The 26,712-nt window shown below is 61.0% G+C and carries 24 protein-coding genes; 10 read left to right on the top strand and 14 right to left on the bottom strand.

The window, feature by feature from the left end; all coding sequences use genetic code 11:
• Positions 1–71: 71 nt before the first annotated feature.
• Complete coding sequence (gene lpdA / locus F8N66_RS27265) at positions 72–1,472, bottom strand: dihydrolipoyl dehydrogenase (protein WP_150773081.1); 1,401 nt, start codon at positions 1,470–1,472, stop codon at positions 72–74.
• Between the two features lie 217 nt (positions 1,473–1,689).
• On the opposite strand from lpdA, the gene hflK (F8N66_RS27260) reads away from it, so the two are divergent.
• The 5 genes from hflK (F8N66_RS27260) (at position 1,690) to cfaB (ending at position 8,994) form a co-directional block, all read left to right on the top strand.
• A complete protein-coding gene (hflK, locus tag F8N66_RS27260) occupies positions 1,690–3,648 on the top strand; it encodes a protease modulator HflK (protein WP_150773080.1) in 1,959 nt (652 codons plus the stop codon).
• Complete coding sequence (gene hflC / locus F8N66_RS27255; RefSeq protein WP_150773079.1) at positions 3,645–4,688, top strand: protease modulator HflC; 1,044 nt, start codon at positions 3,645–3,647, stop codon at positions 4,686–4,688. The genes hflK (F8N66_RS27260) and hflC overlap by 4 nt, the downstream gene beginning before the upstream one ends.
• Complete coding sequence (hflK, locus tag F8N66_RS27250; RefSeq protein WP_150773078.1) at positions 4,685–5,743, top strand: protease modulator HflK; 1,059 nt, start codon at positions 4,685–4,687, stop codon at positions 5,741–5,743. The genes hflC and hflK (F8N66_RS27250) overlap by 4 nt, the downstream gene beginning before the upstream one ends.
• On the top strand, positions 5,740–7,638 hold the full coding sequence (locus tag F8N66_RS27245; RefSeq protein ID WP_150773077.1) for a heavy metal translocating P-type ATPase: 1,899 nt from the start codon (positions 5,740–5,742) through the stop codon (positions 7,636–7,638). Before hflK (F8N66_RS27250) ends, F8N66_RS27245 begins: the two co-directional genes overlap by 4 nt.
• A gap of 168 nt (positions 7,639–7,806) precedes the next feature.
• Positions 7,807–8,994, top strand: coding sequence for a C17 cyclopropane fatty acid synthase CfaB (cfaB, locus tag F8N66_RS27240; RefSeq protein WP_150773076.1), 1,188 nt, complete (start codon positions 7,807–7,809; stop codon positions 8,992–8,994).
• On the opposite strand, the gene cls is transcribed toward cfaB, so the two are convergent.
• On the bottom strand, positions 8,991–10,430 hold the full coding sequence (gene cls / locus F8N66_RS27235; protein ID WP_150773075.1) for a cardiolipin synthase: 1,440 nt from the start codon (positions 10,428–10,430) through the stop codon (positions 8,991–8,993). The genes cfaB and cls overlap by 4 nt on opposite strands.
• Before the next feature lie 132 nt (positions 10,431–10,562).
• Between cls and F8N66_RS27230 the strand changes: the two genes are divergently transcribed.
• On the top strand, positions 10,563–11,084 hold the full coding sequence (locus F8N66_RS27230; protein ID WP_150773074.1) for a DUF3617 domain-containing protein: 522 nt from the start codon (positions 10,563–10,565) through the stop codon (positions 11,082–11,084).
• Between the two features lie 66 nt (positions 11,085–11,150).
• On the opposite strand, the gene F8N66_RS27225 is transcribed toward F8N66_RS27230, so the two are convergent.
• The 5 genes from F8N66_RS27225 to folE2 all read right to left on the bottom strand — a co-directional run bounded on the left by F8N66_RS27225 (position 11,151) and on the right by folE2 (position 15,473).
• Positions 11,151–12,047, bottom strand: a complete 897-nt coding sequence (locus tag F8N66_RS27225; protein ID WP_150773073.1) for a His/Gly/Thr/Pro-type tRNA ligase C-terminal domain-containing protein — start codon at positions 12,045–12,047, stop codon at positions 11,151–11,153.
• Between the two features lie 111 nt (positions 12,048–12,158).
• Positions 12,159–13,034 carry a metal ABC transporter substrate-binding protein gene (locus tag F8N66_RS27220; protein WP_150773072.1) on the bottom strand — a complete coding sequence of 292 codons (876 nt, stop codon included), beginning with the start codon at positions 13,032–13,034 and terminating at the stop codon, positions 12,159–12,161.
• An 11-nt stretch (positions 13,035–13,045) separates the two neighbouring features.
• Positions 13,046–13,912 carry a metal ABC transporter permease gene (locus F8N66_RS27215; protein WP_150773071.1) on the bottom strand — a complete coding sequence of 289 codons (867 nt, stop codon included), beginning with the start codon at positions 13,910–13,912 and terminating at the stop codon, positions 13,046–13,048.
• Entirely contained in the window at positions 13,912–14,580 is a 669-nt protein-coding gene (locus F8N66_RS27210; RefSeq protein WP_150773070.1) for a metal ABC transporter ATP-binding protein, read from the bottom strand. Before F8N66_RS27210 ends, F8N66_RS27215 begins: the two co-directional genes overlap by 1 nt.
• Entirely contained in the window at positions 14,577–15,473 is an 897-nt protein-coding gene (gene folE2, locus F8N66_RS27205) for a GTP cyclohydrolase FolE2 (protein WP_150773069.1), read from the bottom strand. Before folE2 ends, F8N66_RS27210 begins: the two co-directional genes overlap by 4 nt.
• Before the next feature lie 86 nt (positions 15,474–15,559).
• On the opposite strand from folE2, the gene zigA reads away from it, so the two are divergent.
• Complete coding sequence (gene zigA, locus F8N66_RS27200) at positions 15,560–16,765, top strand: zinc metallochaperone GTPase ZigA (RefSeq protein WP_150773068.1); 1,206 nt, start codon at positions 15,560–15,562, stop codon at positions 16,763–16,765.
• Positions 16,766–16,776: 11 nt separating this feature from the next.
• On the opposite strand, the gene F8N66_RS27195 is transcribed toward zigA, so the two are convergent.
• Positions 16,777–17,133 carry an NADH:ubiquinone oxidoreductase gene (locus tag F8N66_RS27195; protein WP_150773067.1) on the bottom strand — a complete coding sequence of 119 codons (357 nt, stop codon included), beginning with the start codon at positions 17,131–17,133 and terminating at the stop codon, positions 16,777–16,779.
• Between the two features lie 26 nt (positions 17,134–17,159).
• Here F8N66_RS27195 and F8N66_RS27190 point away from each other — a divergent pair, with 26 nt between their 5' ends.
• Positions 17,160–18,125 carry a CobW family GTP-binding protein gene (locus F8N66_RS27190; protein WP_150773066.1) on the top strand — a complete coding sequence of 322 codons (966 nt, stop codon included), beginning with the start codon at positions 17,160–17,162 and terminating at the stop codon, positions 18,123–18,125.
• A 47-nt stretch (positions 18,126–18,172) separates the two neighbouring features.
• Here F8N66_RS27190 and F8N66_RS27185 read toward each other — a convergent pair whose 3' ends face one another.
• Positions 18,173–18,586 (bottom strand): DUF3301 domain-containing protein, encoded by a 414-nt coding sequence (locus tag F8N66_RS27185; protein ID WP_150773065.1) that lies wholly within the window; start codon positions 18,584–18,586, stop codon positions 18,173–18,175.
• 119 nt (positions 18,587–18,705) lie between these two features.
• On the opposite strand from F8N66_RS27185, the gene pdxY reads away from it, so the two are divergent.
• Entirely contained in the window at positions 18,706–19,578 is an 873-nt protein-coding gene (gene pdxY, locus F8N66_RS27180; RefSeq protein ID WP_150773064.1) for a pyridoxal kinase PdxY, read from the top strand.
• A 130-nt stretch (positions 19,579–19,708) separates the two neighbouring features.
• On the opposite strand, the gene F8N66_RS27175 is transcribed toward pdxY, so the two are convergent.
• Complete coding sequence (locus F8N66_RS27175) at positions 19,709–20,191, bottom strand: acyl-CoA thioesterase (RefSeq protein WP_095194575.1); 483 nt, start codon at positions 20,189–20,191, stop codon at positions 19,709–19,711.
• A 286-nt stretch (positions 20,192–20,477) separates the two neighbouring features.
• Here F8N66_RS27175 and F8N66_RS27170 point away from each other — a divergent pair, with 286 nt between their 5' ends.
• Positions 20,478–22,241, top strand: coding sequence for a cation:proton antiporter (locus F8N66_RS27170; RefSeq protein WP_150773063.1), 1,764 nt, complete (start codon positions 20,478–20,480; stop codon positions 22,239–22,241).
• A gap of 21 nt (positions 22,242–22,262) precedes the next feature.
• Here F8N66_RS27170 and F8N66_RS27165 read toward each other — a convergent pair whose 3' ends face one another.
• The 4 genes from F8N66_RS27165 to uvrD form a co-directional block, all read right to left on the bottom strand.
• Positions 22,263–22,670 (bottom strand): SMI1/KNR4 family protein, encoded by a 408-nt coding sequence (locus tag F8N66_RS27165; protein ID WP_014720555.1) that lies wholly within the window; start codon positions 22,668–22,670, stop codon positions 22,263–22,265.
• Positions 22,671–22,806: 136 nt separating this feature from the next.
• Positions 22,807–23,685 (bottom strand): Tim44 domain-containing protein, encoded by an 879-nt coding sequence (locus F8N66_RS27160; protein WP_150773062.1) that lies wholly within the window; start codon positions 23,683–23,685, stop codon positions 22,807–22,809.
• 179 nt (positions 23,686–23,864) lie between these two features.
• Positions 23,865–24,305, bottom strand: coding sequence for an EamA family transporter (locus F8N66_RS27155; protein ID WP_150773061.1), 441 nt, complete (start codon positions 24,303–24,305; stop codon positions 23,865–23,867).
• A 115-nt stretch (positions 24,306–24,420) separates the two neighbouring features.
• Positions 24,421–26,604: a DNA helicase II gene (gene uvrD / locus F8N66_RS27150; RefSeq protein ID WP_150773060.1), complete on the bottom strand. Its 2,184-nt coding sequence runs from the start codon at positions 26,602–26,604 to the stop codon at positions 24,421–24,423.
• Positions 26,605–26,712: the final 108 nt, after the last annotated feature.

The raw sequence follows: 26,712 nt of genomic DNA, 5'->3' as shown, positions 1-26,712 counted from the left end.
ATGCCACAGATCCAATGTGGGAGCGAGCCTGCTCGCGAAAGCGGTCGTGCAGCCACCGCCCATTTCAGACCTTACATCTGCGTCGCCATCCCCTCCACATTCATCGCCGCCTGGCGCAACGCCTCCGAGCGGGTCGGGTGTGGATGACAGGTCAGGGCAATGTCTTCGGCCGAGGCGCTGAATTCCATGGCCACGCAGTACTCGCCAATCATTTCACTGACGCTCGGCCCGACAAGGTGCACGCCAAGGATTTCGTCGGTGCGCTCATCGGCCAGGACTTTGGCGAAGCCTTCGGTCTCGTGGTTGATCTTCGCCCGGCTATTGGCCGTGAAGGGAAATTTGCCGACCTTGTACGCGCGACCCTCGGCCTTCAGTTGTTCCTCGGTCTTGCCGACGCTGGCCAGTTCCGGCCTGGTGTAGATCACGTTGGGAATCAAATCGTAATTGACCTCGCCGGCCTTGCCGACGATCTGCTCGACGCAGGCCATGGCTTCGTCTTCAGCCTTGTGCGCGAGCATCGGCCCGGAGGTGACGTCGCCGATCACCCAGACGCCAGCGGCTTCGGTGCGATGGCCCTTGTTGGCGAGCATGCCGCGTTTGTCCGTGGCGAGCCCGACGTTCTCCAGCCCCAGGCCCTGTGTATAAGGTCGGCGGCCGATGGCCACCAGCACGTAATCGGCTTCGAGTGTTTCGGCGGTGCCACCGGCCGCAGGTTCCACGCTGAGCTGGACGCCCGTGTCGCTCGCAGTCGCGCGGGTCACTTTGGAACTCAGTTTGAAGCTGATGCCTTGTTTGCTCAACGAGCGTTGCAAGGTTTTGCCGGCTTCGCTGTCCACGCCGGGGCAGATGCGGTCAAGGAATTCGACCACCGTCACCTGCGCGCCCAAACGCCGCCACACCGAGCCCAGTTCCAGGCCGATCACACCGGCACCGATCACCACCAGGTGTTTCGGCACTTGCGCCAGTGACAGCGCGCCGGTGGAGTCGAGGATGCGCTTGTTGTCGATCTCTACACCGGGCAGGGGAGTGGGCTCGGAGCCCGTGGCGATGATGATGTCCCTGGCGCTCAGTCCGGTCTTGCCGCCCGCGCTGTCTGTCACCGTGACTTTGCCTGGCCCGTCGATGTGGCCCCAGCCCTTGATCCAGTCGACCTTGTTTTTGCGAAAGAGAAACTCGATGCCTTTGGTCAGCCCGGTCACGCTTTCATCTTTCTGTTTCATCATTTGCGCGAGGTTGAGCGTGGGCTTGACCTCGATGCCCAGGTTGGCGAATTCCGCCCCCATGGCCGCGTCGTAGAGTTCGGAGGCATGCAGCAATGCCTTGGACGGCATGCAGCCCACGTTCAGGCAGGTACCGCCGAGGGTGGCGCGGCCTTCCACGCAGGCCGCCTTCAAGCCCAGTTGGCCCGCGCGGATCGCTGCGTTGTACCCGCCGGGGCCACCGCCGAGTATCACGACGTCATAGGTGCTCATGGATCGACTCCTGGATTGAATATGGATCGGGAGGGGTAAACCTAGTCTTCAAATAAAATTACGAGCGTAATATGTGCGTTATTGCGCATTTCGGTCAAGGCTTCAGGCAAGCGACAGGTTGAGCATCTTTAGATAATGCAATTGAGTACAAAAATTTCACCGTATTCGTTATATCGTAACGAATTGCGATCTGAGCAAAGCTGAGCACTGGGGTGGTATGCAAGTCGATCTCGAGGTGGAGGGAGCGCAGGTAGCGGAGCTGCCGCGCTTTCAGCAGGCGGTTTTTCAGGGGCGGCGATTGCGCCAGTTCGCCATTGGCCTTGGCGTGCTGGCGGGCGCGGGGCTGGTGCTGGGTTTCTTTGCCGGGTTGTTTGCGCCGCAATCCCTTTGGCCTGCCTTGTTGTTCAATCAAAGCGCCGCACTGCTGGTGTTGGTGGCGGGTTTGCAATCGGCCTGGTGGGTGACGCAATGGCGGTTGCGGGTGATGAATCCCGCAGAGCCAGCAATCGTTGCACCCGTCATCGAAGGCCCGGTGGGCTGGTACGAACGACTGCTGGATCGCCTTGGCCAACGCTGGCTTGACCTGCTCAAACAGATCGGTGCGCCGACGCTGTGGCTCGGCGGTTGGGCATTGCTGGCGCTGCTGTGCGTCAAACAGGTGTGGAACCTTGGCTTGCCGCCCACGGCGCTGGGTTTGTCGGCCACTGTCGGCGGGGCGCTGGCGTTGTTGCTGGCGTTCAGCTTGCTGGTGCTTGAGCGCCAGCTGGCGCAGGAAAACGCCGCCCAGTGGCCTGAAGCCGGGTCGTTGGCGCAGCTGACGCGGGTCGCGATCATCAGCCTGGTGCTGGGTGCGTTGTGTCTGTTGCTCGGCAATGAAACGTCGGTCTGGCCCGTGCGTCTGGCGGTGCTGATCGGTTTACTGCCAGGGCTCGTCGCCGTGGAGTTGCTGTTACGCGCCGTGTTGTCATTGTTCAGCCCCCGACGCGATCAACTGGAACCGGCGTTGCTGGCGCGCAGTTTTGTGGCTGACCTGTTGCGCTGGCCACCCCAGCCGTTGCTGGCGCTGCAACACGAGTTGCACAACCGCTTCGGCATCGATTTGCGGCAAATCTGGGCGTTCACCTATATGCGCCGTGCGTTTCTGCCGGTGCTGGCGGTGATCGCTATCGTTGGCTGGTCACTCACGGGTATCCACGAAATACCGCTGCAAGGGCGCGGCATTTACGAGCGTTTCGGCAAACCGGTGGCAGTGTTTGGTCCCGGTTTGCACGCGGGTTTGCCGTGGCCACTGGGCCGGGTGCTGAGTGTCGAGAATGGCGTGGTTCACGAACTGGCCACCAGTGTCGGCGAAACGTCGGCACCGAGCCAGGCCGACCCCGCCGAAGGTCCGGCGCCGATCACGGCCAACCGCTTGTGGGACGCCAGCCATGTGAACGACAAGTCCCAAGTGATCGCCAGCAGCCGAGCCGACAAGCAAGGATTCCAGATCGTGAACATGGATGTTCGCTTCGTCTATCGCATCGGCCTGAGCGATCAGGCGGCACTGGCGGCGACGTACAACAGCGCGGATGTGTCGACCCTGATCCGCAGCACGGCCAGCCGCATTCTGGTTCACGACTTTGCGTCGCGCACCCTCGACGGTTTGCTGGGCGAGGACCGGGTAGGGCTTGCCGAAGAGATCGGCTGTGCAGTGCAGGCGGACCTGCAGAAACTCGACAGTGGCGTAGAAATTCTCGCCACGGTGGTCGAAGCGATTCACCCACCTGCCGGGGCCGCCAATGCCTATCACGGCGTGCAAGCGGCGCAGATCGGTGCGCAGGCGCTGATCGCCCGGGAACGAGGCGCAGCCGCCGAAGCCACCCACCAGGCGCAGTTGCAGGCCAGCATGGCCCGCGACCAGGCCACGGCCAGCGCTCGGGAAATCAACGCAGGCGCGCAAGTGGCCGACCTCAAATTCAGCGCCGAGCAAAAAGCGTACGCCAGTGCCGGCCAGGCTTTCGTGCTGGAACAGTACCTCAGTCAACTTTCCCAGGGCCTGGCCAATGCCAGGTTGCTGGTGCTCGATCATCGTCTGGGCGGCAGCAGCAATGCGCCGACCATTGACCTGCGTACGTTCACGTTGCCGGCTGATCCCGCGCCGTCGCGTCAAACCGCTCAGCCAGGAGCTACCCATTGAGCCAGTCGCACACACACAATCACGATGATCATGCCGGCCATGATCATGGGCATGGCGGGCATCACCACCACGGTCACCACCATCACCATCATGGCGACCCACAAGAAGCCGGTCCGTTTCCCTGGCGGCGCATGGGGTGGGCGGCGTTGCTGGTGGCGTTCGCCGTTGCCGCCGCGAGCCTGGTGCAGGTGAGGTCCGGGGAGGCCACGGTCATCACGCGTTTCGGCAATCCGTCGCGGGTGTTGCTGCAACCGGGGCTCGGCTGGCGCTGGCCTGCGCCGTTCGAAGCGGCGATCCCGGTCGACCTGCGGCTGCGCACAACCTCCAGCGGCTTGCAGGACGTGGGCACGCGGGACGGACTGCGCATCATCGTTCAAGCCTATGTGGCCTGGCAGGTGCAGGGTGATCCGGAGAATGTGCAGCGCTTCATGCGTGCCGTGCAAAATCAGCCGGACGAAGCGGCCCGGCAGATTCGCACCTTTATCGGTTCGGCGCTGGAAACCACGGCCAGCAGTTTCGATTTGGCCAACCTGGTGAACACCGATGCCAGTCAGGTGCGCATCGGCGATTTTGAAGCGCAACTGCGCCAGCAAATCGATCAGCAGTTGCTGACCACGTATGGCGTACGCGTGTTGCAAGTGGGCATCGAGCGTTTGACTTTGCCATCCGTCACGCTCACCGCAACGGTCGATCGCATGCGTGCCGAGCGTGAAACCATCGCCACTGAACGCACCGCGATCGGCAAGCGCGAAGCAGCGCAAATTCGCTCGGCCGCCGAACGTGATGCGCGCATCGTGCAGGCCGATGCCACGGTGAAAGCGGCTGACATCGAAGCTCAATCGCGGGTCGAAGCCGCTCAGATTTACGGACGCGCCTACGCCGGTTCGCCGCAGCTGTACAACTTGCTGCGCTCGCTCGATACCTTGGGCACGGTGGTCACCCCGGGCACGAAGCTGATTTTGCGCACCGACGCCGCCCCCTTTCGTGTGTTGGTGGACGGCCCGCCGAGCCTCGAAAACAAATCCGGATCGCAGCCATGAGTCTGGTTCCACGTGGAACACATGAACTGAGCAGCCCATGGATTCAGGCCGGGCGCCTGGCTTTTATTGCGCTGTACGCGGTGACGGTATTGGCGGCTTTGGCCTGGGTATTTTCCAATGTCCGCCAGATCGATCCGCAGAATCGTGCGGTGGTTTTGCATTTTGGCGCGCTGGATCGTATCCAGAATGCCGGCTTGCTCCTGGCTTGGCCGCGACCGTTCGAACAGGTCATTTTGCTGCCCGCGGCGGATCGCGTGATTGAGCGTCGGGTGGACAATTTGCTGCGCAGTGATGCGGCGCTTCAAGCCGATCGCATGGCCAGTTTCGCCACACCGATCAGCGATGCGCTGGCGGGGTCCGGTTATCTGCTGACCGGTGATGCCGGTGTGGTGCAACTGGATGTGCGGGTTTTTTATAAAGTCACCGAGCCCTATGCCTTCGTGCTGCAAGGTGAACACGTGTTGCCTGCCTTGGACCGGCTCGTCACCCGTAGCACCGTGGCACTGACGGCGGCGCGGGACCTGGACACCATCCTGGTTGCACGACCGGAGTTGATCGGCGCCGATAATCAGGCTGCTGAACGACGTGAACGCTTGCGGGGCGATTTGGTGCGCAGCATTAATCAACGCCTGGCCGAGTTGTCTGCGACCGGGCAGGGACTGGGCATTGAAGTGGCGCGAGTCGATGTGCAATCGAGTTTGCCTGGCCCTGCGGTAAACGCCTTCAATGCGGTGCTGACGGCCAGCCAGCAGGCCGACAAAGCCGTGGCCAACGCCCGCACGGAAGCCGAGAAACTGACCCAGGCCGCCAACGAACAAGCCGACCGGACGTTGCAAGTTGCCCACGCCCAGGCGAGTGAACGCTTGGCCAAGGCCTCGGCCGACACCGCGACTGTGTTGAGTTTGGCGAAAGCACAGCAACAGGGCACCGACCCTCAAATGCTGCTGCGAATCTACCGCGAGCGAATGCCGAAAATCCTTGGCCAGGCCGGTTCGGTGACAACAGTTGATCCGAGAGACGATTCCCGCCTGATCATCCAGGGAGCTGCACAATGACCGCATCAACCGCCGCTGCACCGAGCCTGTTGTCCTCGGCCGAACAACGTAGCGCCGCCCGCCAGTTGACCCTGGCCATGCTCGCTCTCGGCTTGCTCACACTGGGTCTGGTGTGGCGCTGGATGTCGCCGGAGCAGACCGGGGTCAGCCAATTGCTGCTGGGGTTTGCTTCCCTCCTGGTAGCCGTGCCGGTCATGCGCTCGGCGTGGTACAGCCTGCGTTATCCAAGCCTGCATGGCATCACCGATCAGTTGATCGCCCTGGCCATGCTTGGTGCCTGGGCGACCGGCGATCTGCTGACGGCGGCATTGTTGCCGATCATCATGATCTTCGGTCACGTGCTGGAAGAGCGCAGTGTGATCGGCTCGCAGGAAGCCATTCACGCCCTCGGCCAACTGACGCGTAGCCATGCACGCAAAGTGCAGGCCGACGGTTCCATCGTCGAAGTCGACAACGGCACGCTCAAGACCGGTGACCGGGTGGAAGTGCGCGCCGGCGATCGGGTGCCGGCGGATGGCCGGGTGCTGTCCGGCCAGGCGAGCCTGGACACGGCCTCCATTACCGGTGAATCGGTGCCCATCGAGGCGGGCGTCGGCATGCTGGTGTTCGGTGGGGCGATCAACCTCGACGGACTGCTGCGCATCGAAGTGACCCGTACCGGCCACGAATCGACCCTGGGCAAAGTCATCGCACTGATGCAAAACGCCGAGCGCTCCAAGCCGCCGATCACGCGGTTGCTGGAGCGTTACGCTGGCAGCTACATGGTGCTGGTGTTGCTGCTGGCCGCGGTGACCTGGTTCATCACCAACGATGCCCAGGCCATGCTCGCAGTGCTGGTGGCGGCCTGTCCTTGTGCATTGGTGTTGTCGGCGCCCGCGACGGCGATCGCCGGGGTGGCCGTGGCCGCACGCCATGGGATTCTGATCCGCAGCTCGGCGTTTCTCGAAGAGCTGGCGGACCTGACTTCGCTGGTGGTGGACAAGACGGGGACCCTGACCTTCGGCACCTTGCGCCTGCATGCCATCGACAGCCCGCTGGAAGATCGCACCGCCGTCTTGCAGCTGGCCGCCAGCCTCGGCTCCGCCAGCAGCCACCCGGTCAGCCGGGCGTTGGCGAGTCTGGTGGCACAGGAGCATTTTCCAGTGCTCACCGATATTCATGAACGCCAGGGGTTGGGCGTCGTGGCCATGACCGAGCAGGGAGAGGCTGCCCTCGGGCGTCCGGAGTTGTTTGCCCAGCTGAACATTCCCACCTCAGCCGTTCCCGATCACGACGGCCCGATTGCCGGGCTGGCGCTCAAGGGTGAGTTTCTCGCTTGGCTGCTGTTGGCCGACAGTGTTAAACCCGAAGCCCGGTTTGCCCTGAATGAGCTGCGTGACCTTGGATTGGGTCGGCAACTGTTGCTCACCGGTGACCGGCAGAGTGTCGCGCAGACGCTGGCGCGGGATGTCGGTATTCATGATGTCGAGGCGCAGGCGCTGCCCGAAGACAAGCTCAATCGAGTATTGAAAGAAATCGGTAACGGTTTCCGGCCTATGGTGGTGGGGGACGGCATCAACGACTCGTTGGCCTTGAAGGCCGGCGTGGTCGGGGTGGCCATGGGCGCGGGCGGTGCGGATATCGCTCTGGCGTCAGCCGACATCGTGTTGATCGGCAGCGACTTGCGTCGCCTGGGTACCTGCGTGCGCTTGAGTCGCCAGTGCCGGCAAACCTTGCAGGTCAATGTGATCATCGGCCTGGGCTGGACCCTGGCTATCGTGGCCTTCGCCGCGTTCGGCTGGCTGGGCGCGGCGGGGGCGATGATTGCGGCGCTGTTGCATAACCTCAGCACGCTGTTGGTGTTGGGTAACGCCGGGCGCTTGCTGCGGTTCCAGGAGCCGCTCCTGAAACTGTAGCTTTACAGAACTGCGCGCCGAATTCGCAGTCATTTGGGATATAGCAGTCATTTCCGTGGATTTTTTGCATTTGTGGGCTCATAGGAAATGGCTATCAATTCGATAGCCAGCTATTTTTCAAGGATGGTCTAACCTCTCAGCAGACGTCTGAAACAAGGGGGATTTTCCATGCTCGCGCAACTTCCACCGGCCTTACAGAATCTGCAGCTTCCGCTACGCCTGCGACTCTGGGACGGCCATGAGTTCAATCTGGGGCCGACGCCCAGCGTCACGATTGTGGTCAAGGACCCACAAATGGTTACCCAGTTCACGCACCCCAGCCTCGACGCGCTTGGAGCGGCGTTTGTCGAAGGCAAACTGGAGCTGGAAGGTTCCATCAGCGACGTGATTCGCGTCTGCGATGAATGGACCCAGGCGCTGCTGGATGAGGACGACGATAATCAGCCTGTGCGGACGGTTCACGACAAAGAGACCGACGCCAAGGCCATTTCCTATCACTATGACCTTTCCAACGCCTTTTATCAGTTGTGGCTCGACAGCGACATGGCCTATTCCTGCGCGTATTTCGAAACCGGCAGTGAGACCCTGGAGCAAGCCCAGCAAGCCAAGTTCCGCCATTTGTGCCGCAAGCTGCGCCTGCAGCCCGGCGAGTATTTGCTGGATGTCGGCTGCGGTTGGGGGGGGCTGGCGCGTTATGCGGCCCGTGAGTTCGGTGCCAAGGTGTTCGGCATTACCTTGAGTAAAGAGCAACTGGCGCTCGCCCGGGAACGGGTGAAAGAAGAGGGGCTGGAGGACCTGGTCGAGCTGCAATTGCTCGACTACCGCGATCTGCCACAGGACGGGCGCTTCGACAAAGTGGTCAGCGTCGGCATGTTCGAACACGTCGGCCACGCGAACCTCGCCGAATATTGCAAAACCCTGTTTGGTGCGGTGAAAGAGGGCGGCCTGGTGATGAACCACGGGATCACGGCCAAACACACCGATGGCCGCCCGGTGGGGCGCGGTGCCGGTGACTTCATCGAGAAGTACGTATTCCCCAACGGTGAGCTGCCGCACCTGTCGATGATCTCCGCCGAGATCAGCGAAGCCGGGCTTGAGATTGTCGATGTCGAGAGCCTGCGCCTGCACTATGCACGAACCCTGGATCACTGGAGCGAACGCCTGGAAGACAACCTGGAGGCTGCCGGGAAACTGGTGCCGGAACAAGCGTTGCGGATTTGGCGTTTGTATCTGGCTGGCTGCGCCTATGCGTTTGCCAAGGGCTGGATCAATTTGCACCAGATCCTTGCGGTCAAGGCGCACCCGGATGGCAGTCATGAACTGCCATGGACCCGGGACGACATTTACACGCCTTAAAGAATCGGGGAAATAAGCCGGGCGATCCGCATGCCGACCTGTTGCAGGCGGTGGGTCTCCCGGCTTTCTTCTTTGGCGATTTCGTGGGCCTGGGCGAAGTCATCGTTAAGCATCTGCTCGACCTTGGCGGCAAACACGCTGTCGACGGTCAGCAACATCACTTCGAAATTCAGCCGGAACGAACGGTTGTCCATGTTCGCACTGCCAATGGCGCTGATTTCGCTGTCGATCAACACCACTTTCTGATGCAGGAAACCGGGTTCGTAGCGGAACACCCGCACGCCCGCGCGCACGGCTTCGAAGGCATACAGGCTGGAGGCCGCGTAGACGACCCGGTGGTCGGGCCGAGACGGCAGCAGGATCCGCACATCGACTCCGCGCAGCACAGCCAGGCGCAAGGCCGCGAACACGGCTTCGTCGGGGATGAAATACGGGCTGGTGATCCAGACGCGTTCCGTCGCGGCATGGATGGCTTCTACGAAGAACAGGGAACAGGTCTCGTAGGAATCTGCCGGCCCGCTGGCGAGCATCTGGCAGAGAACGCCGCCATCCGGGTACACCTCAGGCAGGATCAGCGGCGGCAGCGTACGGGCCGCCCAGAACCAGTCTTCGGCGAAGGACTCCTGCATGCAGGCCACCACCGGTCCACGCACTTGCACATGGGTATCGCGCCAGGGCGCCAGGGGCGGTTTTTCACCCATGTATTCGTCGCCAACGTTATGCCCGCCTACAAAGCCGAGGATGCCGTCGACCACCACGATCTTGCGGTGATTGCGGAAGTTGACCTGGAAGCGATTGAGCCAGCCGCTGCGGGTCGCGAAGGCTTTGACCTCGACGCCGCCATCACGCAGCGCCTGCACGTAACGGTGGGGCAGGGAATGACTGCCTATCCGGTCGTAGAGCACATGAATCGCCACGCCTTCGGCGGCTTTCTCCAGCAGCAGCTTTTGCAGGCGCTGGCCGAGTCGGTCGTCATGGATGATGAAGAACTGGATCAACACCGCTTCTTTTGCCTGGCCGATGGCATGGAAAATCGCATCGAACGTAGCCCGTCCATTGATCAGCAATTTCACTTCGTTGTTGGCCAGGCAGGGCATGCGTCCGAGCTTTGGCATCGCCCGGAGCGAATCGTAAGCAGTGGAGGCGCGAGCGGTGAGGGCTTCTTCCACCCACGGCCGCCAGTTGAGCTCGGAGATGGCCTTGCGCATTTCTTCGTTGGCCTGGCGCCGGGCCTTGATGTAGCCGTCGAAGGTACTGCGGCCGAAAACCAGGTAGGGAATGAGTGTCAGGTAGGGCATGAAGATCAGTGACAAGGCCCAGGCAATCGAGCCTTGGGCGGTTCGAACGGTCAACACCGCATGGATCGCTGCGATCGTGCCCAGCGAGTGCAGTAACGCGATGGTGTAGCCAAAAATATGGGGTCCAAAGTAATCCATGGGCGCAGCCTTGCTCCTGAAGATTCAATGCTTAACAGACCATGTTCCGGGCAGAATGTCGCTATTTAATTGGCCCATGAACCGAAGCCCGCGGCTGACGTCTAACGGCCACTATCGATCAGGAGTTACAAGATGAACGTTCGTCTGCTGGGTTTGGCCATTACGCTGGGTTTGGCACTTCCTGTGGCTGCTCAGGCGCAGATGCTTCAACCGGGTTTGTGGGAATTGACCACCAGTAACATGAAGGTCGATGACCAGAACCTGCCGGACCTGCAACTGATCCTCGGGCAGATTCAAAGCCAGATCACGCCGGAGCAGCGTGCACAGCTGGAAAAACAAGGCATCACCATGGGCGGCAAAGGCATTCGCGCGTGCCTGACGCCGGAGCAGGTCAAGAGTGACGATATCCCGCTGACCGACCCGCAATCGGGCTGCAAGCAGGAGATCACCGATCGCACCGGTAACCAGTGGAAATTCCGTTTCAGTTGTCCGAAAGCCCAGGGCGCGGGTGTCGCCACGTTCCTCAGTGACCGAGAGTTCACCACCAAGGTCAACGGTACGTTCAACGCCACCGGCATTCAGCAGAAGGGCAGCCTTGAAAGTCGCGCGGTGTGGTTGGGGCAGGATTGCGGAACTGTTAAGCCACGAGCTTAAAAGCTTTGGGCAAGCCTCGCTCTGCAGGAGCAAGGCTTGCCCGCGATGGCGTCGGCAGGGCCAACATCACACTCCAGGCTGACCCAGCCACTCACACACCGCCTCAACCTCCATCCTGCCGAAGTCCTCACCGCTGCGCCCGCGGACACTGACAAATCCGCCGACCTTTTCCTTCTCTCCGATCACCACCACATACGGCACCGTTTGACTGTGCTGGCGAATCTTGTGCCCGACTTTTTCGTTGCGCAGATCCGCCCGGGCACGAACACCACTGCGGCGCAGGCGCTCGGTGACCGCGTGTGCGAACGTGGTCTGGCGGTCATCCATGCTGACCACCACCACATGAGGCGGCAAGCGCCACTGCTCAAGCTCCTGGTGAGTAGACCAGCAGGTCCCGTAGATGCGTTGCTGCTGGGTCCCGCTGATGTGATCGAGGGCAAAGGCTTGCAGCACGCGGGTGGTGGGGACATGGGGACCCGTCGTCAAATGCTCGGTATCCCCCAGTCGGTAGAGCGAGCGATGGTCAAAAGGCGCCGAGGGAGAGGGGTTTGAGTGGCGGCGGATTGAGTGGTTGGTGACGGCCAGTGACCGCATCCGGGCTTCGATCCGCGGCAGGTCCGTTGCGGTCAGAGGGCGTTCGACTGCAAATTCGCAATAGAAGCCGTCACCCAGCGCCGAGCCCGTTCGCCATTGCGCGTGGGCATGGAGCTGCCTGACCGCGATCGACAGCATCAGAGAACAGGAATGGCGCAGGATCTCCAGCCCGTCAGGTTCCTGTGAAGTCACGATGCTGACCCGAGCGTTGCTCGTGATCATGAATTCGCAGTCCACCAACACACCGTTCACCCGTCCCGCCACCGCTGCGTTGGCCAGCCCGGGGCCAATACTCGCGGCAACTTCATGCACGGACAGGGGTTGATCGTATTCACGCAATGAACCATCGGGCAGGGTGATCTGGATCATGGTTATTGTTCTCGGATGCTTCGATCACACGCGCTTGCGCCTCAACATTAGAGGCAAACACGGGCCGCTGTCATGTAGACGTTTGTCGTGCCCCCCGTTCGCCGAACACCATCACGGCGTGTTCAACGCGTCGTACAGGGTGTTGAGGTTGTATTCGAACAGCCCGATAAACGTACTGGCCGGACCGCTGGCCGCCAGCGCATCGGAGTACAGGGTGCCGCCAATCCGGGCACCGCTTTCGTCGGCGATCTGCTTGAGCAGGCGCGCATCCTTGATGTTTTCCATGAACACCGCCTTGACCCTGGCCTGACGAATCTGCGTGATCAGCGCAGCGACTTCGGCGGCTGACGGTTCGCGTTCGGTGGACAGCCCCTGCGGTGCCATGAAGTCGATGCCGTAGGCCTGGCCGAGATAACCAAAGGCGTCATGGGACGTCACGATCTTGCGGTTGCCGGGCGGCAACGAGCCGAGCCTGGCCCTGGCGTCGGCGAGCAGGGCATGGATTTGCTTCAGGTAGGCCTGGCTGTTGCGTTGATAGTCGGCCTTGTTCGCCGGGTCGGCGGCAATCAGCGCCTTGGTGATATTGGCAATGTACAGCTCGGTGTTCGCCAGGTTGTGCCAGGCATGCGGGTCGGGGATGGTTTCGCCGTCTTCATCCAGGGTGCGCGGAATCACCCCTTGGCTCGCGCTGATCATCGGCGCCCTTGTTTCGGTGCTGGTCACCAGGCGATCCAGCCAAGGCTCGAAACCCAGGCCGTTCTTGATGATGAGATTGGCCTTCAACAATGCCTTGCCGTCGTCAGGGGTGGGCTCATAGGTGTGGGCATCCGCATCGGGGCCGACCATGTTGGTGATCTGGATATGCTCTGCGCCGACTTGATGCGTCATGTCAGCGAGGATGCTGAAGCTGGTCACTACCTGAAGTTTTTCCGCTGCGGACAGCGACATCGACAGCATCAAACTGAACAGCACAAGTAAAGCGCGCATCGGGTAACTCCTCATTGGGATGTGAGCAAAGGCGGGCGGCGCAGCAAACCGTGCACCGGTCCGAACACCACGGACAGCAGATACAAAGCACCCGCGACCAGTACGATGGCCGGCCCGCTGGGTAACGAAAAATGAAACGAGAGCAACAAGCCAAGCCACACCGAGAGGCTTCCAAGCACCGCAGCCACGGCGATCAACACCGGTAATCGGCGACTCCAGAAACGCGACGCGGCGGCGGGCAGCATCATCAGGCCGACCACCATCAGGGCACCGATGGCCTGGAAGCCGATCACCAGGTTCAACACCACCAGCGTGAGGAAAACGCCATGCGCCAAGGGACCGAGGCGGCTGACGGTTTGCAGGAAGAGTGGGTCGAGGGTGTCCAGCAGCAGGGGGCGATAGATCAACAGCATGGCGATCAGGCTAAAGCCCGAGACCCAGAGCATGCCGGTCAGCGTCGGGCCGTCGACCGCTAATGCCGAGCCGAACAGCAGATGCAGCAAGTCCAGGCGCTTGCCGGCGAGGCCCAGGATCAGTACACCGCTGGCCAGTGAAATCGGGTAGATCGCCGCGAGGCTGGCGTCCTCGCGCAATCCGGTACGACGGGTAATCCAGGCAGCCAGCCCGGCCATGCCCAGGCCGGCGCCGAGGCCGCCGAGGGTCAGCGCGGGGAGGCTCAAGCCGGCGAACCAGAAACCCAGGGCGGCGCCGGGCAGGATGCCGTGGGCCACGGCGTCACCGATCAGGCTCATCCGTCGCAGGATCAGAAACACACCCAGTGGGGCCGTGCTGCACGCCAGCACCAAGCCGCCGAGCAGCGCCCGGCGCATGAAGACGAATTCGTGGAAGGGTTGCCATAGATGAGCGACGGTGAGCATCAGGCCACCTGCGTTCGGGGTTGCTGATGAATCAGCTCGATGCTTGAGCCAAACACGCAACCGCTGCTTTTGATCAACAGGCTGTCAGGCAGGTGTTGGCGAACGGCGGCCAGGTCATGGCACACGACCAGCAGGGTTCGGCCGGCGGCATGCCAGCCGTGGATATGCTTCCACAACAGCGTCTGACCGAGTTCATCCAGCGCGGCATGGGGTTCGTCGAGCAACAGGAGTGGCGCATCCGAGAGGCCCATTCGAGCGAGCAGCGCACGTTGCAATTCACCGCCGGACAGGGCCATCAACGGACGCTGTTCGAGGCCCGTCAGGCACCAATCGTCCAGTACGGACTCAAGGCGTTGTCGACGACGCTCAGGCGATTGCCTGCTGCCCCAGAATCCGGCGGCCACCAGTTCCTGAAGGCTGATGGGAAATTGCCGATCCAGGTGTTGCTGCTGAGGCAGGAATGACAGCGAGCCCTTGCGTGGAACCTTGAGGGCAATCTTTCCCGCGAGGGGTTTTTGCAATCCGGCGATGACTTTGAGCAAGCTGCTTTTTCCGCAGCCGTTGGCGCCGATCACGGCCGTCAGACTGCCAGTGGTCAACTCAAGATCGAGGGATGGTGTCAGCGGTTGGCCTGGAGCGCCCCAACGCAATGCCTGGCAACGGATCATGCGGCCTCCCGGTTCCAGTAACTTTCGGCGACGGCATCGTGGGCGTGGAGGCTTTCTGCGTGTACCACCCGCACGTGGAACCCGCTGATGCCGGTTGATTGCCTGAGTGCCAGATTCAACCGCCGGGCAGCGTCTTCGCAGAACATCAGGTTTTGACCGTTGGCCAACGCGAAGGCTTGTTCGTCAGCGCGCTTCACTGCGGTTTGCACAGCGGTACCGAGGACGGCTTCGGCGTCATCGATCAGCGCGATCAGCGGCAAGTGTTCCAGATGGTCATCCAGGTGCAGGCTCAGTTGGGCAACGCTGCGCTGACTGTGCGGTGTGGCAACGATGCCCTTGGGGGAACCGAGCCACGCCAATACGTCGGCGTGTTGCAGTGCGCGATTGGCAAAGTCATCGATGAACTGCTGCTGAATCAACTGCCGAGAAAGGGCGGCTGAACATGGACACGTCGAGGAATAAGGCACGTCGATTTTTAGTTCCACGTGGAACATTGCGTTTTTCAGACGCGCTTCGATGCTGACGGGATAGGTTTTCCAGCCGGCCAAAGCGCTGACTAACGCCGGCCGTTTCAGCAGCAGGTCAGTGCGGATCTTCAGGTAAGCGCTGTTGGACAAACCTGAATGGCTATCGAGGAAACACTGCAAGAGCCGCCGAAGCAGGGCAGGCGAAAGCGTTTCTTGTTCCAACATCTGCAATGCCAGGTAGAGCCGCGACATATGAATCCCGCGTGCCTCACCGTTGTCGAGGCTGACACCGGCATCAGCCGTTGCAGTCAGTCGGTCGCCCTCCAGCAAGATGGGAAGGGCAATTCCGCACATGCCCACCCACTCCAGTGGCAAGGCTTGGCGTGAGGCCTGCGTGGCGATATCCGGCAGAGTCAGCGCATTCATGAGCAGGTCCATCGTGAGAGTTGAAATGACATGTTATAGTATAACAATCAAATCAACGATGCCTTTTCCATGAGGGATTTTTCATCATGCCCAATCGTCTACCTGTCACGGTCCTGTCGGGCTTTCTTGGTGCCGGTAAAAGTACGCTGCTTAATTACATATTACGTAATAGAGATGGACTGCGCGTCGCGGTTATCGTCAACGACATGAGTGAAATCAACATTGACGGCAGTGAAGTCCAGCGCGATGTCAGCCTCAATCGAGCCGAAGAAAAGCTCGTGGAAATGAGCAACGGCTGCATCTGTTGCACCTTGCGTGAAGACTTGCTGGAGGAGGTGGGCAAGCTCGCCCGTGACGGTCGATTCGATTATCTGCTGATCGAATCCACAGGCATCTCCGAACCGCTGCCTGTGGCGGAGACATTCACGTTCCGCGATGAAGCGGGTCAGAGCCTCACCGATATTGCCCGGCTCGACACCATGGTGACGGTGGTCGACGGCATCAATTTCCTGCTCGACTACCAGGCGGCCGAAAGCCTGGCGTCCCGTGGCGAAACACTGGGCGAAGAGGATGAACGGGCGATCACCGATCTGTTGATCGAGCAGATCGAATTCGCTGATGTCCTCTTGATCAGCAAGATCGACCTGATCGGCAGCCGCGAACGCCAGGAGCTGATGGCAATCCTGAAACGACTCAACGCTCAGGCTGAAATCATCCCGATGGTCATGGGCGAAGTGCCGCTGGAGAAGATTCTCAATACGGGGCGCTTCGACTTCGAAAAGGCAGCGCAAGCTCCGGGCTGGTTAAAGGAGCTGCGCGGCGAACATGTGCCGGAAACCGACGAATACGGCATCGCCTCCCGCGCCTATCGCGCACGTCGGCCCTTCCATCCGCAGCGGTTCTTCAACTTCATCGACCGACCGTGGCTCAATGGCGCGCTGCTGCGCTCCAAGGGCTTTTTCTGGTTGGCGAGCAAGCACATGGACGCCGGCAGCTGGTCCCAGGCCGGCGGCTTGATGCGTCACGGGTTTGCCGGGCGCTGGTGGCGTTTTGTGCCGAAAGACCAGTGGCCACAGGATGAAGAGAGCATCGCCTCGATCATGGAAAACTGGAGCGCGTCCACTGGGGATTGCCGCCAGGAACTGGTGTTCATTGGGCAGAACATTGATTTTGCGCAACTCACCGCCGAACTCGACGAGTGCTTGCTCAGCGATGAAGAAATGGCGCTGGGGGCTGAAACCTGGCGCCTGCTGCCGGATCCATTCGGTCCGTGGTTTGATGAGGCGGCCTGATCAGTGGCCACTCAAGGCTTGAGCCAGGTACCCTGGCTCCGGGATTCGCAAAACGGCCTCAAATACGCCGCATCCGTGGCAACGCCGTAATAGTGAATATCCTGCCGGTAGGGCATATTGGCGACTTGCGCGTTGCTGCACACGCCGAACGCACCGCTGGGGCATTGGTCGACGTACTGCACCTCGACTTTCTGACCCGCCAGGGTTGGCTGGCAGAAACCGTCGGCGAAGAGTTCTTCCGGGATGTTGCGGTTCTGCTGACAGACTTTCACGTCGAGCCGTTCCGCCTGGCTGTGCACCACGCAGGCCTGGGCCATCGCCTCGCCCCCGGCAAGCGTCAGCAGTAACCACCATCCACTCCACCGCATCCTTACCCCCTCAGAAACCTTTGACCATGTTGCAGAACATTCCCACCCACGTCATCGCCGGACCGCTCGGAGCCGGCAAGACCAGCCTGATCAAGCACCTGCTGGCGCAACGCCCGGACGGTGAGCGTTGGGCGGTGTTGATCAACGAGTTCGGCCAGATCGGCCTCGATGCCGCGTTGCTGACCCGCGATACTGATGGTATCGCACTGGGTGAAGTGGCCGGGGGCTGTTTATGTTGCGTCAATGGTGCGCCCTTTCAGATCGGGCTCGGCCGATTGCTGCGCAAGGCGCGACCGGATCGCCTGTTCATCGAGCCATCCGGACTGGGACACCCGGCGCAGCTGCTCAGGCAACTGGGTGAAGCACCCTGGCAAGGTGTACTGAGTGTACAGCCAAGTGTACTGGTGCTGGACGCCCAGGCACTCGCCACCGGCAAGGCACTGCCGCCTTCACAACAGGATGCGCTGGACAGTGCCGGCCTGTTGTTGATGAACAAATCGGAAAACCTGGATGAAGCCGATCGCCAGCGAGTCGCCGCGCAATTGCCGCTTCGTCCGTTGTACTGGACGCAACAGGCAGTGATGCCGTTGAGCGAGTTGCCTGGTCTGGCGGCCAGGGGCGTGGCCACTGTGGATAACCTTGTAGTGCCCAAGGGACTGGCGCAGGTGCCGGCGATCTGGACTGATCTGTCCCAGCCGATTTGCTTGAGCCAGGAGCAGGAGGGTGGTTGGAGCATCGGCTGGCGCTGGCATCCGGGGCAGATATTCGATGCCGGGCTTGTGGGGCTGTGGCTTGGAAAGCTTGAATGGCGACGGGCGAAGCTGGTTATCCACAGTGCCGGAGGGTGGGTGTCGGTGAATGCGCTGGATAACTCGGTGCTTCAATGGCAGCCGAGTGAGTGGCGAAAGGATTCGCGGATTGAACTGATTTTCGCTGAGCCGCAGGAGGTTGATTGGCTGCAGAGTGGCTTGGCTGGCTGCCGGGTCAGCTAAACATCAAGCGATCGCAGCCTTCGCCGGCGCCTACAGGTCGGGTCGCCTCAAGGCCGCCACTTGCTGTGTTCCTGCCGCCAATGGCTCAGTTCAATCACCTGGGCGGTGGGCTTGACGATATCGACGACGGGAGGGGTCTCGTCGAAGGGCATCGGGTAGGGCGCCAGTTCTATCTGCGCACTGTGGGCGCCGAACTGAGTGATGGTGCCGTTGTGGCGGGTTTCGCCGGTCACGGTGAATTCAAAGTTATACACACGGGCCAGGCGCCGCCGACCACGGGCATCCTTGATGAACGCCATTTTTTTCAGCGCCACGTTACCATCCAGCAACTCGATCCCGAGGTTGCTGCAATGCTGCTTGACCCGCTCCAGCGCGCGTTCGCGCAAACCGTGGTTGTGCCACAGCCAGGCACCCGCGGTGGCGAGCATCATCAGCACGAAAATATTTCCTAGGGTCAGCATCAACAGGGCGCTCCAACAAGATAGTGTCAGCTTAACTGCGTCGCCGGTCTGTCGTACAGGCTGCGTTTAGTCGCATACTGCGCCGCTCGAATTTCAATCGTTTTACGGAAACTCACCGCATGAAACGTACGCCCCATCTGCTCGCTATCCAGTCCCACGTGGTGTTCGGTCACGCCGGCAACAGTGCCGCGGTTTTCCCGATGCAGCGGGTCGGGGTGAATGTCTGGCCGCTCAATACCGTGCAGTTCTCCAACCACACCCAATATGGCCAGTGGGCCGGTGATGTGCTGGCGCCCCATCAAATCCCCGATCTGGTGGAAGGTATCGCGGCGATTGGCGAGCTGGGTAATTGCGACGCAGTGTTGTCGGGTTACCTCGGCAGCGCGGCCCAGGGCCGGGCCATCCTCACGGGTGTGGCGCGGATCAAGTCGATGAACCCCAAGGCGCTCTATCTGTGTGATCCGGTGATGGGTCATCCCGAGAAGGGGTGCAGCGTGCCCGCGGAAGTCAGCGACTTCCTGCTGGAGGAAGCCGCCGCCGTGGCCGACTTCATGTGCCCGAATCAGCTGGAGCTCGACAGTTTCTCGGGGCGCAAGCCGCAGTCGCTGTTCGATTGCCTGTCGATGGCGCGGGCGCTGCTGGCGCGTGGGCCCAAAGCAGTGCTGGTCAAGCACCTGGACTATCCCGGCAAAGCCCCGGACGTCTTCGAGATGTTGCTGGTGACGACCGAGGGCAGTTGGCATCTGCAACGGCCGATGCTGGCCTTTCCGCGCCAGCCGGTGGGCGTAGGCGACCTGACTTCCGGCTTGTTCCTGGCGCGTGTGCTGCTGGGGGACAGCCTGGTGGCCGCGTTCGAATTCGCCGCGTCGGCGGTGCATGAGGTGTTGCTGGAAACCCAGGCCTGCGCCAGCTATGAGCTGGAACTGGTGCGGGCACAGGACCGGATCGCCCATCCTCGGGTGCGGTTCGAAGCGATGCCGATCAGCCTCTGATTTCGCGTTGACCCCGTTCGCGAGCAAGCCCGCTCCCACATACAGATTTTGTGTGCGAAAAAGATCCAGTGTGGGAGCGGGCTTGCTCGCGAAAGCTACCTAAGGCGCGCCATCAAATTGCCTGGCTACCTCAGGCGTCGCCCTTGATTTCCTGATAGCGCTTTTCCAGCTCCTGACGAATCTGGCGACGTTGCTGGGCCTGGATGTAGCGACGCTTGTCTTCGCTGTTCTCCGGTTGCAGTGGCGGTACTGGCGCAGGTTTGCGCTGGTCATCCACGGCGACCATGGTGAAGAAGCAGCTATTGGTGTGGCGCACCGAGCGCTCACGGATGTTCTCGGTCACCACCTTGATGCCCACCTCCATCGAGGTGTTCCCGGTGTAGTTGACCGAGGCAAGAAAGGTCACGAGCTCGCCGACATGGATCGGCTCACGGAAAATTACCTGGTCCACCGACAGGGTCACCACGTAGCGGCCGGCATAACGGCTGGCGCAGGCGTAGGCGACTTCGTCGAGGTATTTGAGCAGGGTACCGCCGTGAACATTGCCAGAGAAATTGGCCATGTCGGGGGTCATCAATACCGTCATCGACAGCTGGGCGTTTCCGGGTTCCATAGCGTTCTCACGGATCAAGGCAAGGTTTGAGGGGTGCACCTCTGCGGGCGCCTGCGTGGTTTTTTCAAACCAACAGTTATCGGGACGCCGGGCGGGAAGCCGCCGTCACGCCGGATCGATCTGTTTCCATATATTGCACCGCCTTTCTGCTGGAAGTCGCGGTGTTAACCTGCAAAAGCCCGCTCAAGTGGGCAATTCCTACGCGGTAAGCGGATTTTTTACTCTGCCCAAGCGGACGTTTCCCACGTCCGTCGCTTGAGCTATGTCACCCAAGGAGCCCCACACCATGCATGCCATCAGTTTTATTCAGGATCTGGCAGTGATCATGTTGGTCGCAGGGGTGGTGACCGTGCTTTTCCATCGCTTCAAACAGCCGGTGGTTCTGGGCTACATCGTGGCCGGCTTCATCATTGGCCCGCACACCCCACCGTTCGGCCTGATTCACGATGAAGAAACCATCAAGACCCTGGCCGAACTCGGGGTGATTTTCCTGATGTTCTGCCTGGGCCTGGAGTTCAGTCTGCGCAAGTTGTTCAAGGTCGGCGCCACCGCGTTCATCGCGGCATTCCTGGAAATCGTGCTGATGATCTGGATCGGCTATGAGATCGGCCGCTGGTTCGACTGGAACACCATGGACTCGCTGTTCCTCGGCGCGATCCTGGCCATTTCCTCGACCACCATCATCGTCAAGGCACTCAATGATCTTAAAATGAAGAACCAGCGCTTCGCGCAGCTGATTTTCGGTGTACTGATCGTTGAAGACATCCTGGGCATCGGCATCATTGCCTTGTTGTCGAGCATCGCGGTCAGCGGCACGGTCAGTTCGGGCGAAGTGTTTTCCACTGTCGGCAAGCTCTCGCTGTTCATGATCGTCGCGCTGGTGATCGGCATTCTGCTGGTGCCGCGACTGCTGGCCTACGTCGCTAAATTCGAAAGCAACGAAATGCTGCTGATCACTGTGCTGGGCCTGTGTTTCGGCTTTTGCCTGCTGGTGGTCAAGCTTGAGTACAGCATGGTGCTCGGTGCGTTCCTGATTGGCGCCATCATGGCCGAATCACGGCAGTTGCTGAAAATCGAGCGCCTGATCGAGCCGGTTCGCGACTTGTTCAGTGCCATTTTCTTTGTCGCCATCGGCCTGATGCTCGACCCGATGATCCTGCTGCAATACGCCTGGCCGATCGCGGTGATCACCGTGGCGGTGGTGCTCGGCAAGATGCTGTCCTGTGGCCTGGGTGCGTTCATCGCCGGTAATGACGGGCGCACCTCGCTGCGGGTCGGGATGGGGCTTTCGCAGATCGGCGAATTCTCTTTCATCATTGCCTCCCTGGGCATGACCTTGCAGGTCACCAGCAACTTCCTCTACCCGGTGGCCGTTGCGGTTTCGGTGCTCACCACCCTGATGACGCCGTACCTGATCCGCGCGGCCGATCCGTTGTCGATCAAGCTGTCCGCAGCGATGCCGCAACGCCTGGGGCGGGTGTTGGCGATGTATGGCGAATGGCTGCGCAGCATCCAGCCCCAGGGCGAGGGTGCGTTGCTGGCGTCGATGATTCGGCGGATCTTGCTGCAGGTGGGAGTCAATCTGGCGCTGGTGATCGCGATCTTCTTTGCGGGCGCTTACTTCGCCGAGCGCATTTCCACTCACCTGCAAGACTGGATCAGCGACCCGAGCTGGCAGAAAGCGTTGATCTGGGGAGGCGCGCTGCTGGTGTCGCTGCCGTTTTTGATCGCCGCCTATCGCAAGCTCAAGGCGCTGTCGATGCTGCTGGCGGAGATGGGGGTCAAGCCGGAAATGGCCGGGCGCCACACGCAGCGAGTGCGCCGGGTGATCTCCGAAGTGATCCCGATCCTTTCGCTGCTGGTGATTTTCCTGCTATTGGCAGCCTTGTCGGCCAGTATCCTGCCGACCAACAAGTTGCTGGTGCTGATCGCCGTGGTAGCGGCCGCCGTGGCGGCGGTGCTGTGGCGCTGGTTTATCCGCGTACACACGCGCATGCAGGTGGCTTTGCTCGATACCCTGGACAACCACAAGGATTCGCCAGGGCACTGACCCGGTGGGGCCTCAGCTGACTCAGCTTTCCAGCCAGACGTCCCGCGCCCAGTGCCAGACCGACTCCCAGGTTTCTTCGGTCACCAGTTCTTCTTCGGCAGACCACAGCACCACGGTGCCGTCTTCTTCGACGCAGTAGTAGTCATCACCGTCCTGGCAGATCGGGATCAGGCTGCGGTCGACACCGGCATCCCAGGCGTTGGCGGCAACGTCAGGCAGGTAGGTGTGGGACTGCGGGTCAGTGACAGTCACGGGCTCCAGGCTGCCGTAGACCACGTCACTGACGGTAAGCAGGAACTCGCGGAAGACAAAGGGGATGTCGATGAACAGTTGTTCTTCGATTTCGACCAGCAGGTCTTCGTCAGGCAACTCCAAGGGGACCGGTACCGGTTCGTTGGCTTCACGCAATTGTTCGATGATTTCTTCCACGTCCGGGATCCTCTTGCTTGTATGGCGCGGTTTATATGGGGCGGTTTATACAGTAGCTCGCTATAGATGCAACCGCGAAATAGAAAACCCCGGCAAGCCGGGGTTTTTATTACAGCGTGATAAGCGCGGAGAGTAATCAGCCGTTCTGGCGGATACCTGCCACCAGCCAAGGCTGGTTTTCGCCCTGGGCACGTTCCATGTTCCAGCTTTCGCTGAACACTTCGCCCTGGTCGAAACGCGAGGTTTTCGACACGCCGCTGAAGGTCAGGGTGGCGATGGTCTTGTCGGCGCGATCATCCACACCGTCCAGTTGCACATTGAGGTTATCAATGTAGGTGGACTGGAAGGCATCGCCCAGATCGGCGCGTTCGCGCTTGAGGAACTCCAGCATCTGCGGGGTCACGAACTCGGCGATCTTGTCCATTTCGTTGGCGTCCCAGTGCTGTTGCAGGGACTGGAAGTGGTTGCGGGCCGCTTCGACGAAGCTCTTTTCATTGAACCAGGCGGGCGCATTGATCACCGGACGCGCGGCAACGGGTGCAGCCGAGCCACCGAAGATCGAACCGCCAGCAGGCTTCTGTTCGAACGCTTCACGCTGCATCGGCGCGTGGCCGGCCGGAGCATATTGCTCCTGCTGCTTGCGACGACGGGCGGCAATGAAGCGGAAGACCAGGAACGCGATGACCGCCATGATCAGGATGTCGAAGATCTGCATGCCTTCGAAGCCGCCGCCCATGAACATGGACGCCAGCAGGCCACCGGCAGCGATACCGGCCAGAGGACCCAGCCAGCGCGAAGCGCCGCCGGCCTTGGCTGCAGCGCCAGCGGCACCGGCAGCACCAGCGGTCGCCGCAGCGCCGCCCATGCCTGGAGAAGAAGGAGCCATCTGGCTGGTTTGGTGCGTTGGCGCGGCACCTGCGCTTTTGCCACCACCGAAGCGCTTGGCGGCATTGACGTCGAGACTCATCGTCAGGCCGATGCACAACGCCATGGCGATGCTAAGAAAACGTTTCATAAAGGGAATTCCCATTTGTGGAAGGCACGCGCGCCATGTTGCACAGCTGAAGTGTTACTGGCTAGCGGCAGAGTGTTTCGGGCTTTTGCCTGACAGGTCGGGTTCAGCTTCTATCAGTGCAATAAGGCTTGTTAACTTTGGTCTGTAGGATGAGTAGATAAGTTCTGTAGGAAGGCTACCTAGCGTCGCAGCACCAACATCACGACACCGGCCGTGATCAGGCCGATTCCACCCCATTGGCGCAGGTCGAGCTTTTCGCCCAGCAGAACCACACCGAGCACGGCAACCAGCACCACGCTGAGTTTATCCACCGGAGCAACCAGTGACGCCGGGCCGACTTTAAGTGCGCGGAAGTAGCAGATCCACGAGGCACCGGTGGCCAGGCCAGACAGCAACAGGAACAGGTAGCTGCGGGAAGAAATCGATCCTAATGCCTGATATTGGCCCGTCGCGTACAAAATCAAGGCCAGGCTGACCAGGATCACCACCGTTCGCAGGAGCGTGGCGAAGTCAGGGTTGACGTTCTCGACGCCGATCTTCGCGAAAATAGCAGTCAACGCCGCGAATGTGGCGGATAACAGGGCCCAGAATGTCCAGGAAGAAAAGAAGCTTGAGCCCATGGGATTTTCCTCCTTGTGATCGCGCGTACGTGTAAAAGATCACAGCCTTCGGCAGCTCCTACAGATATACGCGTTCCCCTGTAGGGGCTGGCGAAGCCTGCGATCTTTTCAGCAGTCAGATCGCCTCCAGCTTGGCGTACCCCAGCATCAACCACTTGCTGCCTTCGCTGAAGTTCACCTGGACCCGCGCCTGCGCGCCGGCGCCTTCGAAGTTGAGGATCACGCCGTCGCCGAACACCGAGTGGCGTACGGCTTGGCCAAGGCTGAAGCCGGTCTGGGGAATCTCGCTTCCGCTGAACAGGCTACTGCCACTCATCGACTGGCTGCCACCGAACGGACGGCTGACGCTGTTGGAAAGGCGTACTTCCTGGATCAGGCCTTTCGGAACTTCGCGTACGAAGCGCGACACCTTGTTGTAGGTCTCGCTGCCGTACAGGCGTCGGGTTTCAGCATAGGTCATCACCAGGTTCTGCATGGCCCGGGTAATGCCGACATAGGCCAGTCGCCGCTCTTCCTCAAGACGACCCGGCTCTTCCAGGCTCATCTTGTGCGGGAACAGGCCTTCTTCCATTCCCACCAGGAACACATACGGGAATTCCAGTCCCTTGGCGCTGTGCAGGGTCATCAACTGAATGCTGTCTTCGTGTTCGTCGGCCTGGGTGTCCCCGGCCTCCAGCGAGGCGTGACCGAGGAACGCCGCCAGCGGCGTCAGGTCCTCGTCTTCCTCGCTGTTTTCGAAGTTGCGCGCGGCGCTGACCAGTTCCTCAAGGTTTTCTACCCGGGCCTGGCCTTTCTCGCCTTTTTCCGCTTCGTGGTAGGCAATCAGCCCCGATTGCTCAATGACGGTTTGGGTCATCAGGTGCAGCGGCATTTCCATGCACTTGGCGGCGAGGTTCTCGATCAGTTCGATGAAAGCACCGAGTGCGCCGGCTGCGCGACCGGTGAGCCCCTTGTTAGCGACCAGCAGGCGCATCGCTTCCCACATCGACACATCGCTGTGCCGCGCGTGGTCGCGAATCGCCTCGACGGTTTTTTCGCCGATGCCACGGGCCGGTACGTTGATCACCCGTTCCAGCGCGGCATCGTTGCCACGGCCTTCGAGCAGGCGCAGGTAGGCCATGGCGTTCTTGATTTCCGCCCGTTCGAAAAAGCGCTGGCCGCCGTAGATACGGTACGGGATACGCTCACGCAGCAAGGCTTCTTCCAAAACCCGCGATTGGGCGTTGGAGCGATACAAAATCGCGATATCGCTACGGGCCAGGCCGGTTTTCAGCGCGCTTTCGATGGTTTCGACAACGTAGCGCGCTTCGTCGTGTTCGTTGAACGCGGCATACAGGTTGATCGCTTCGCCGTCGCCGCCATCGGTCCACAGTTCCTTGCCCATGCGCCCGGTGTTGTTGGCGATCAAGGCGTTAGCAGCTTTCAGGATGCCTGCGGTCGATCGGTAGTTCTGCTCCAGGCGAATGATCTCGGCATCCGGAAAATCGTCGGAATACTGGTAGATGTTCTCGATTTTCGCGCCACGCCAGCCGTAAATCGACTGATCGTCATCGCCCACCACCATCAGGCTGTCGCCGCCCTTCGCCAGCAGGCGCAGCCAGGCGTATTGCACGGCGTTGGTGTCCTGGAACTCGTCCACCAGGATGTGCCGGAAACGCTTCTGATAATGCGCCAGCAGCCCCGGGTGGTCGCGCCACAGGTCAAGTGCGCGCAGCAGCAATTCCGAGAAATCGATGACGCCAGCCCGCAGGCACGCCGCCTCATAGGCTTCATAGATGCCGCGCATGGTGGCCAGGAACAGGTCGCCATTGGCTTGAATGTGTTGCGGGCGCAGGCCTTCGTCTTTCTGCCCGTTGATGAACCATTGGGCCTGACGGGCCGGCCAGCGTTGCTCATCCAGCCCGAGCTCGCGGATGACTCGCTTGACCAGCCGCTGCTGGTCATCGCTGTCGAGGATCTGGAACGTCTGGCTCAGGCCGGCTTCCTGCCAGTGCGCCCGCAACAGGCGGTGCGCCAGGCCGTGAAAGGTGCCGACCCACATACCGGCCGGGTTGATGCCCATCAACTGCTCGATGCGATGGCGCATCTCGGCAGCAGCCTTATTGGTGAATGTCACCGACAGGACGGAGTGGGGCGAGGCGTTTTCGACCTGGATCAACCAGGCGATACGGTGCACCAGCACTCGGGTTTTACCGGAACCAGCACCGGCCAGGACCAACTGACGACCGACGGGGGCCGCTACGGCCTGCCGTTGGGCATCGTTGAGGGAGTTCAGCAGAAGGGAGAGATCATCGCGCATCGGGGCATTCTAGGGGGCGGCGCCACACCGGGCAAACCCCGCTTTGCATTAGCCGATGAAAGAGGCGCGAGGGACGACCGGTCAGTCATCGGCTGCAAGCGTTGGCTG

It is taken from the genome of Pseudomonas fluorescens (assembly GCF_902498195.1).
Classification (GTDB): domain Bacteria; phylum Pseudomonadota; class Gammaproteobacteria; order Pseudomonadales; family Pseudomonadaceae; genus Aquipseudomonas; species Aquipseudomonas fluorescens_BU.
This window is presented reverse-complemented; position numbering and strand designations above follow the sequence as displayed.

Coding starts and splice junctions, on each gene's coding strand:
- cfaB (WP_150773076.1), top strand. CDS start 7,807: ATGCTCGCGCAACTTCCACCGGCCTTACAGAATCTGCAGCTTCCGCTA.
- F8N66_RS27155 (WP_150773061.1), bottom strand. CDS start 24,305: ATGGGCTCAAGCTTCTTTTCTTCCTGGACATTCTGGGCCCTGTTATCC.
- F8N66_RS27245 (WP_150773077.1), top strand. CDS start 5,740: ATGACCGCATCAACCGCCGCTGCACCGAGCCTGTTGTCCTCGGCCGAA.
- hflK (WP_150773080.1), top strand. CDS start 1,690: ATGCAAGTCGATCTCGAGGTGGAGGGAGCGCAGGTAGCGGAGCTGCCG.
- lpdA (WP_150773081.1), bottom strand. CDS start 1,472: ATGAGCACCTATGACGTCGTGATACTCGGCGGTGGCCCCGGCGGGTAC.
- cls (WP_150773075.1), bottom strand. CDS start 10,430: ATGGATTACTTTGGACCCCATATTTTTGGCTACACCATCGCGTTACTG.
- zigA (WP_150773068.1), top strand. CDS start 15,560: ATGCCCAATCGTCTACCTGTCACGGTCCTGTCGGGCTTTCTTGGTGCC.
- F8N66_RS27175 (WP_095194575.1), bottom strand. CDS start 20,191: ATGGAACCCGGAAACGCCCAGCTGTCGATGACGGTATTGATGACCCCC.
- uvrD (WP_150773060.1), bottom strand. CDS start 26,604: ATGCGCGATGATCTCTCCCTTCTGCTGAACTCCCTCAACGATGCCCAA.
- pdxY (WP_150773064.1), top strand. CDS start 18,706: ATGAAACGTACGCCCCATCTGCTCGCTATCCAGTCCCACGTGGTGTTC.
- F8N66_RS27195 (WP_150773067.1), bottom strand. CDS start 17,133: ATGCGGTGGAGTGGATGGTGGTTACTGCTGACGCTTGCCGGGGGCGAG.
- folE2 (WP_150773069.1), bottom strand. CDS start 15,473: ATGAATGCGCTGACTCTGCCGGATATCGCCACGCAGGCCTCACGCCAA.
- F8N66_RS27185 (WP_150773065.1), bottom strand. CDS start 18,586: ATGCTGACCCTAGGAAATATTTTCGTGCTGATGATGCTCGCCACCGCG.
- F8N66_RS27160 (WP_150773062.1), bottom strand. CDS start 23,685: ATGAAACGTTTTCTTAGCATCGCCATGGCGTTGTGCATCGGCCTGACG.
- F8N66_RS27210 (WP_150773070.1), bottom strand. CDS start 14,580: ATGATCCGTTGCCAGGCATTGCGTTGGGGCGCTCCAGGCCAACCGCTG.
- F8N66_RS27190 (WP_150773066.1), top strand. CDS start 17,160: ATGTTGCAGAACATTCCCACCCACGTCATCGCCGGACCGCTCGGAGCC.
- F8N66_RS27230 (WP_150773074.1), top strand. CDS start 10,563: ATGAACGTTCGTCTGCTGGGTTTGGCCATTACGCTGGGTTTGGCACTT.
- F8N66_RS27220 (WP_150773072.1), bottom strand. CDS start 13,034: ATGCGCGCTTTACTTGTGCTGTTCAGTTTGATGCTGTCGATGTCGCTG.
- F8N66_RS27215 (WP_150773071.1), bottom strand. CDS start 13,912: ATGCTCACCGTCGCTCATCTATGGCAACCCTTCCACGAATTCGTCTTC.
- F8N66_RS27170 (WP_150773063.1), top strand. CDS start 20,478: ATGCATGCCATCAGTTTTATTCAGGATCTGGCAGTGATCATGTTGGTC.
- F8N66_RS27225 (WP_150773073.1), bottom strand. CDS start 12,047: ATGATCCAGATCACCCTGCCCGATGGTTCATTGCGTGAATACGATCAA.
- hflK (WP_150773078.1), top strand. CDS start 4,685: ATGAGTCTGGTTCCACGTGGAACACATGAACTGAGCAGCCCATGGATT.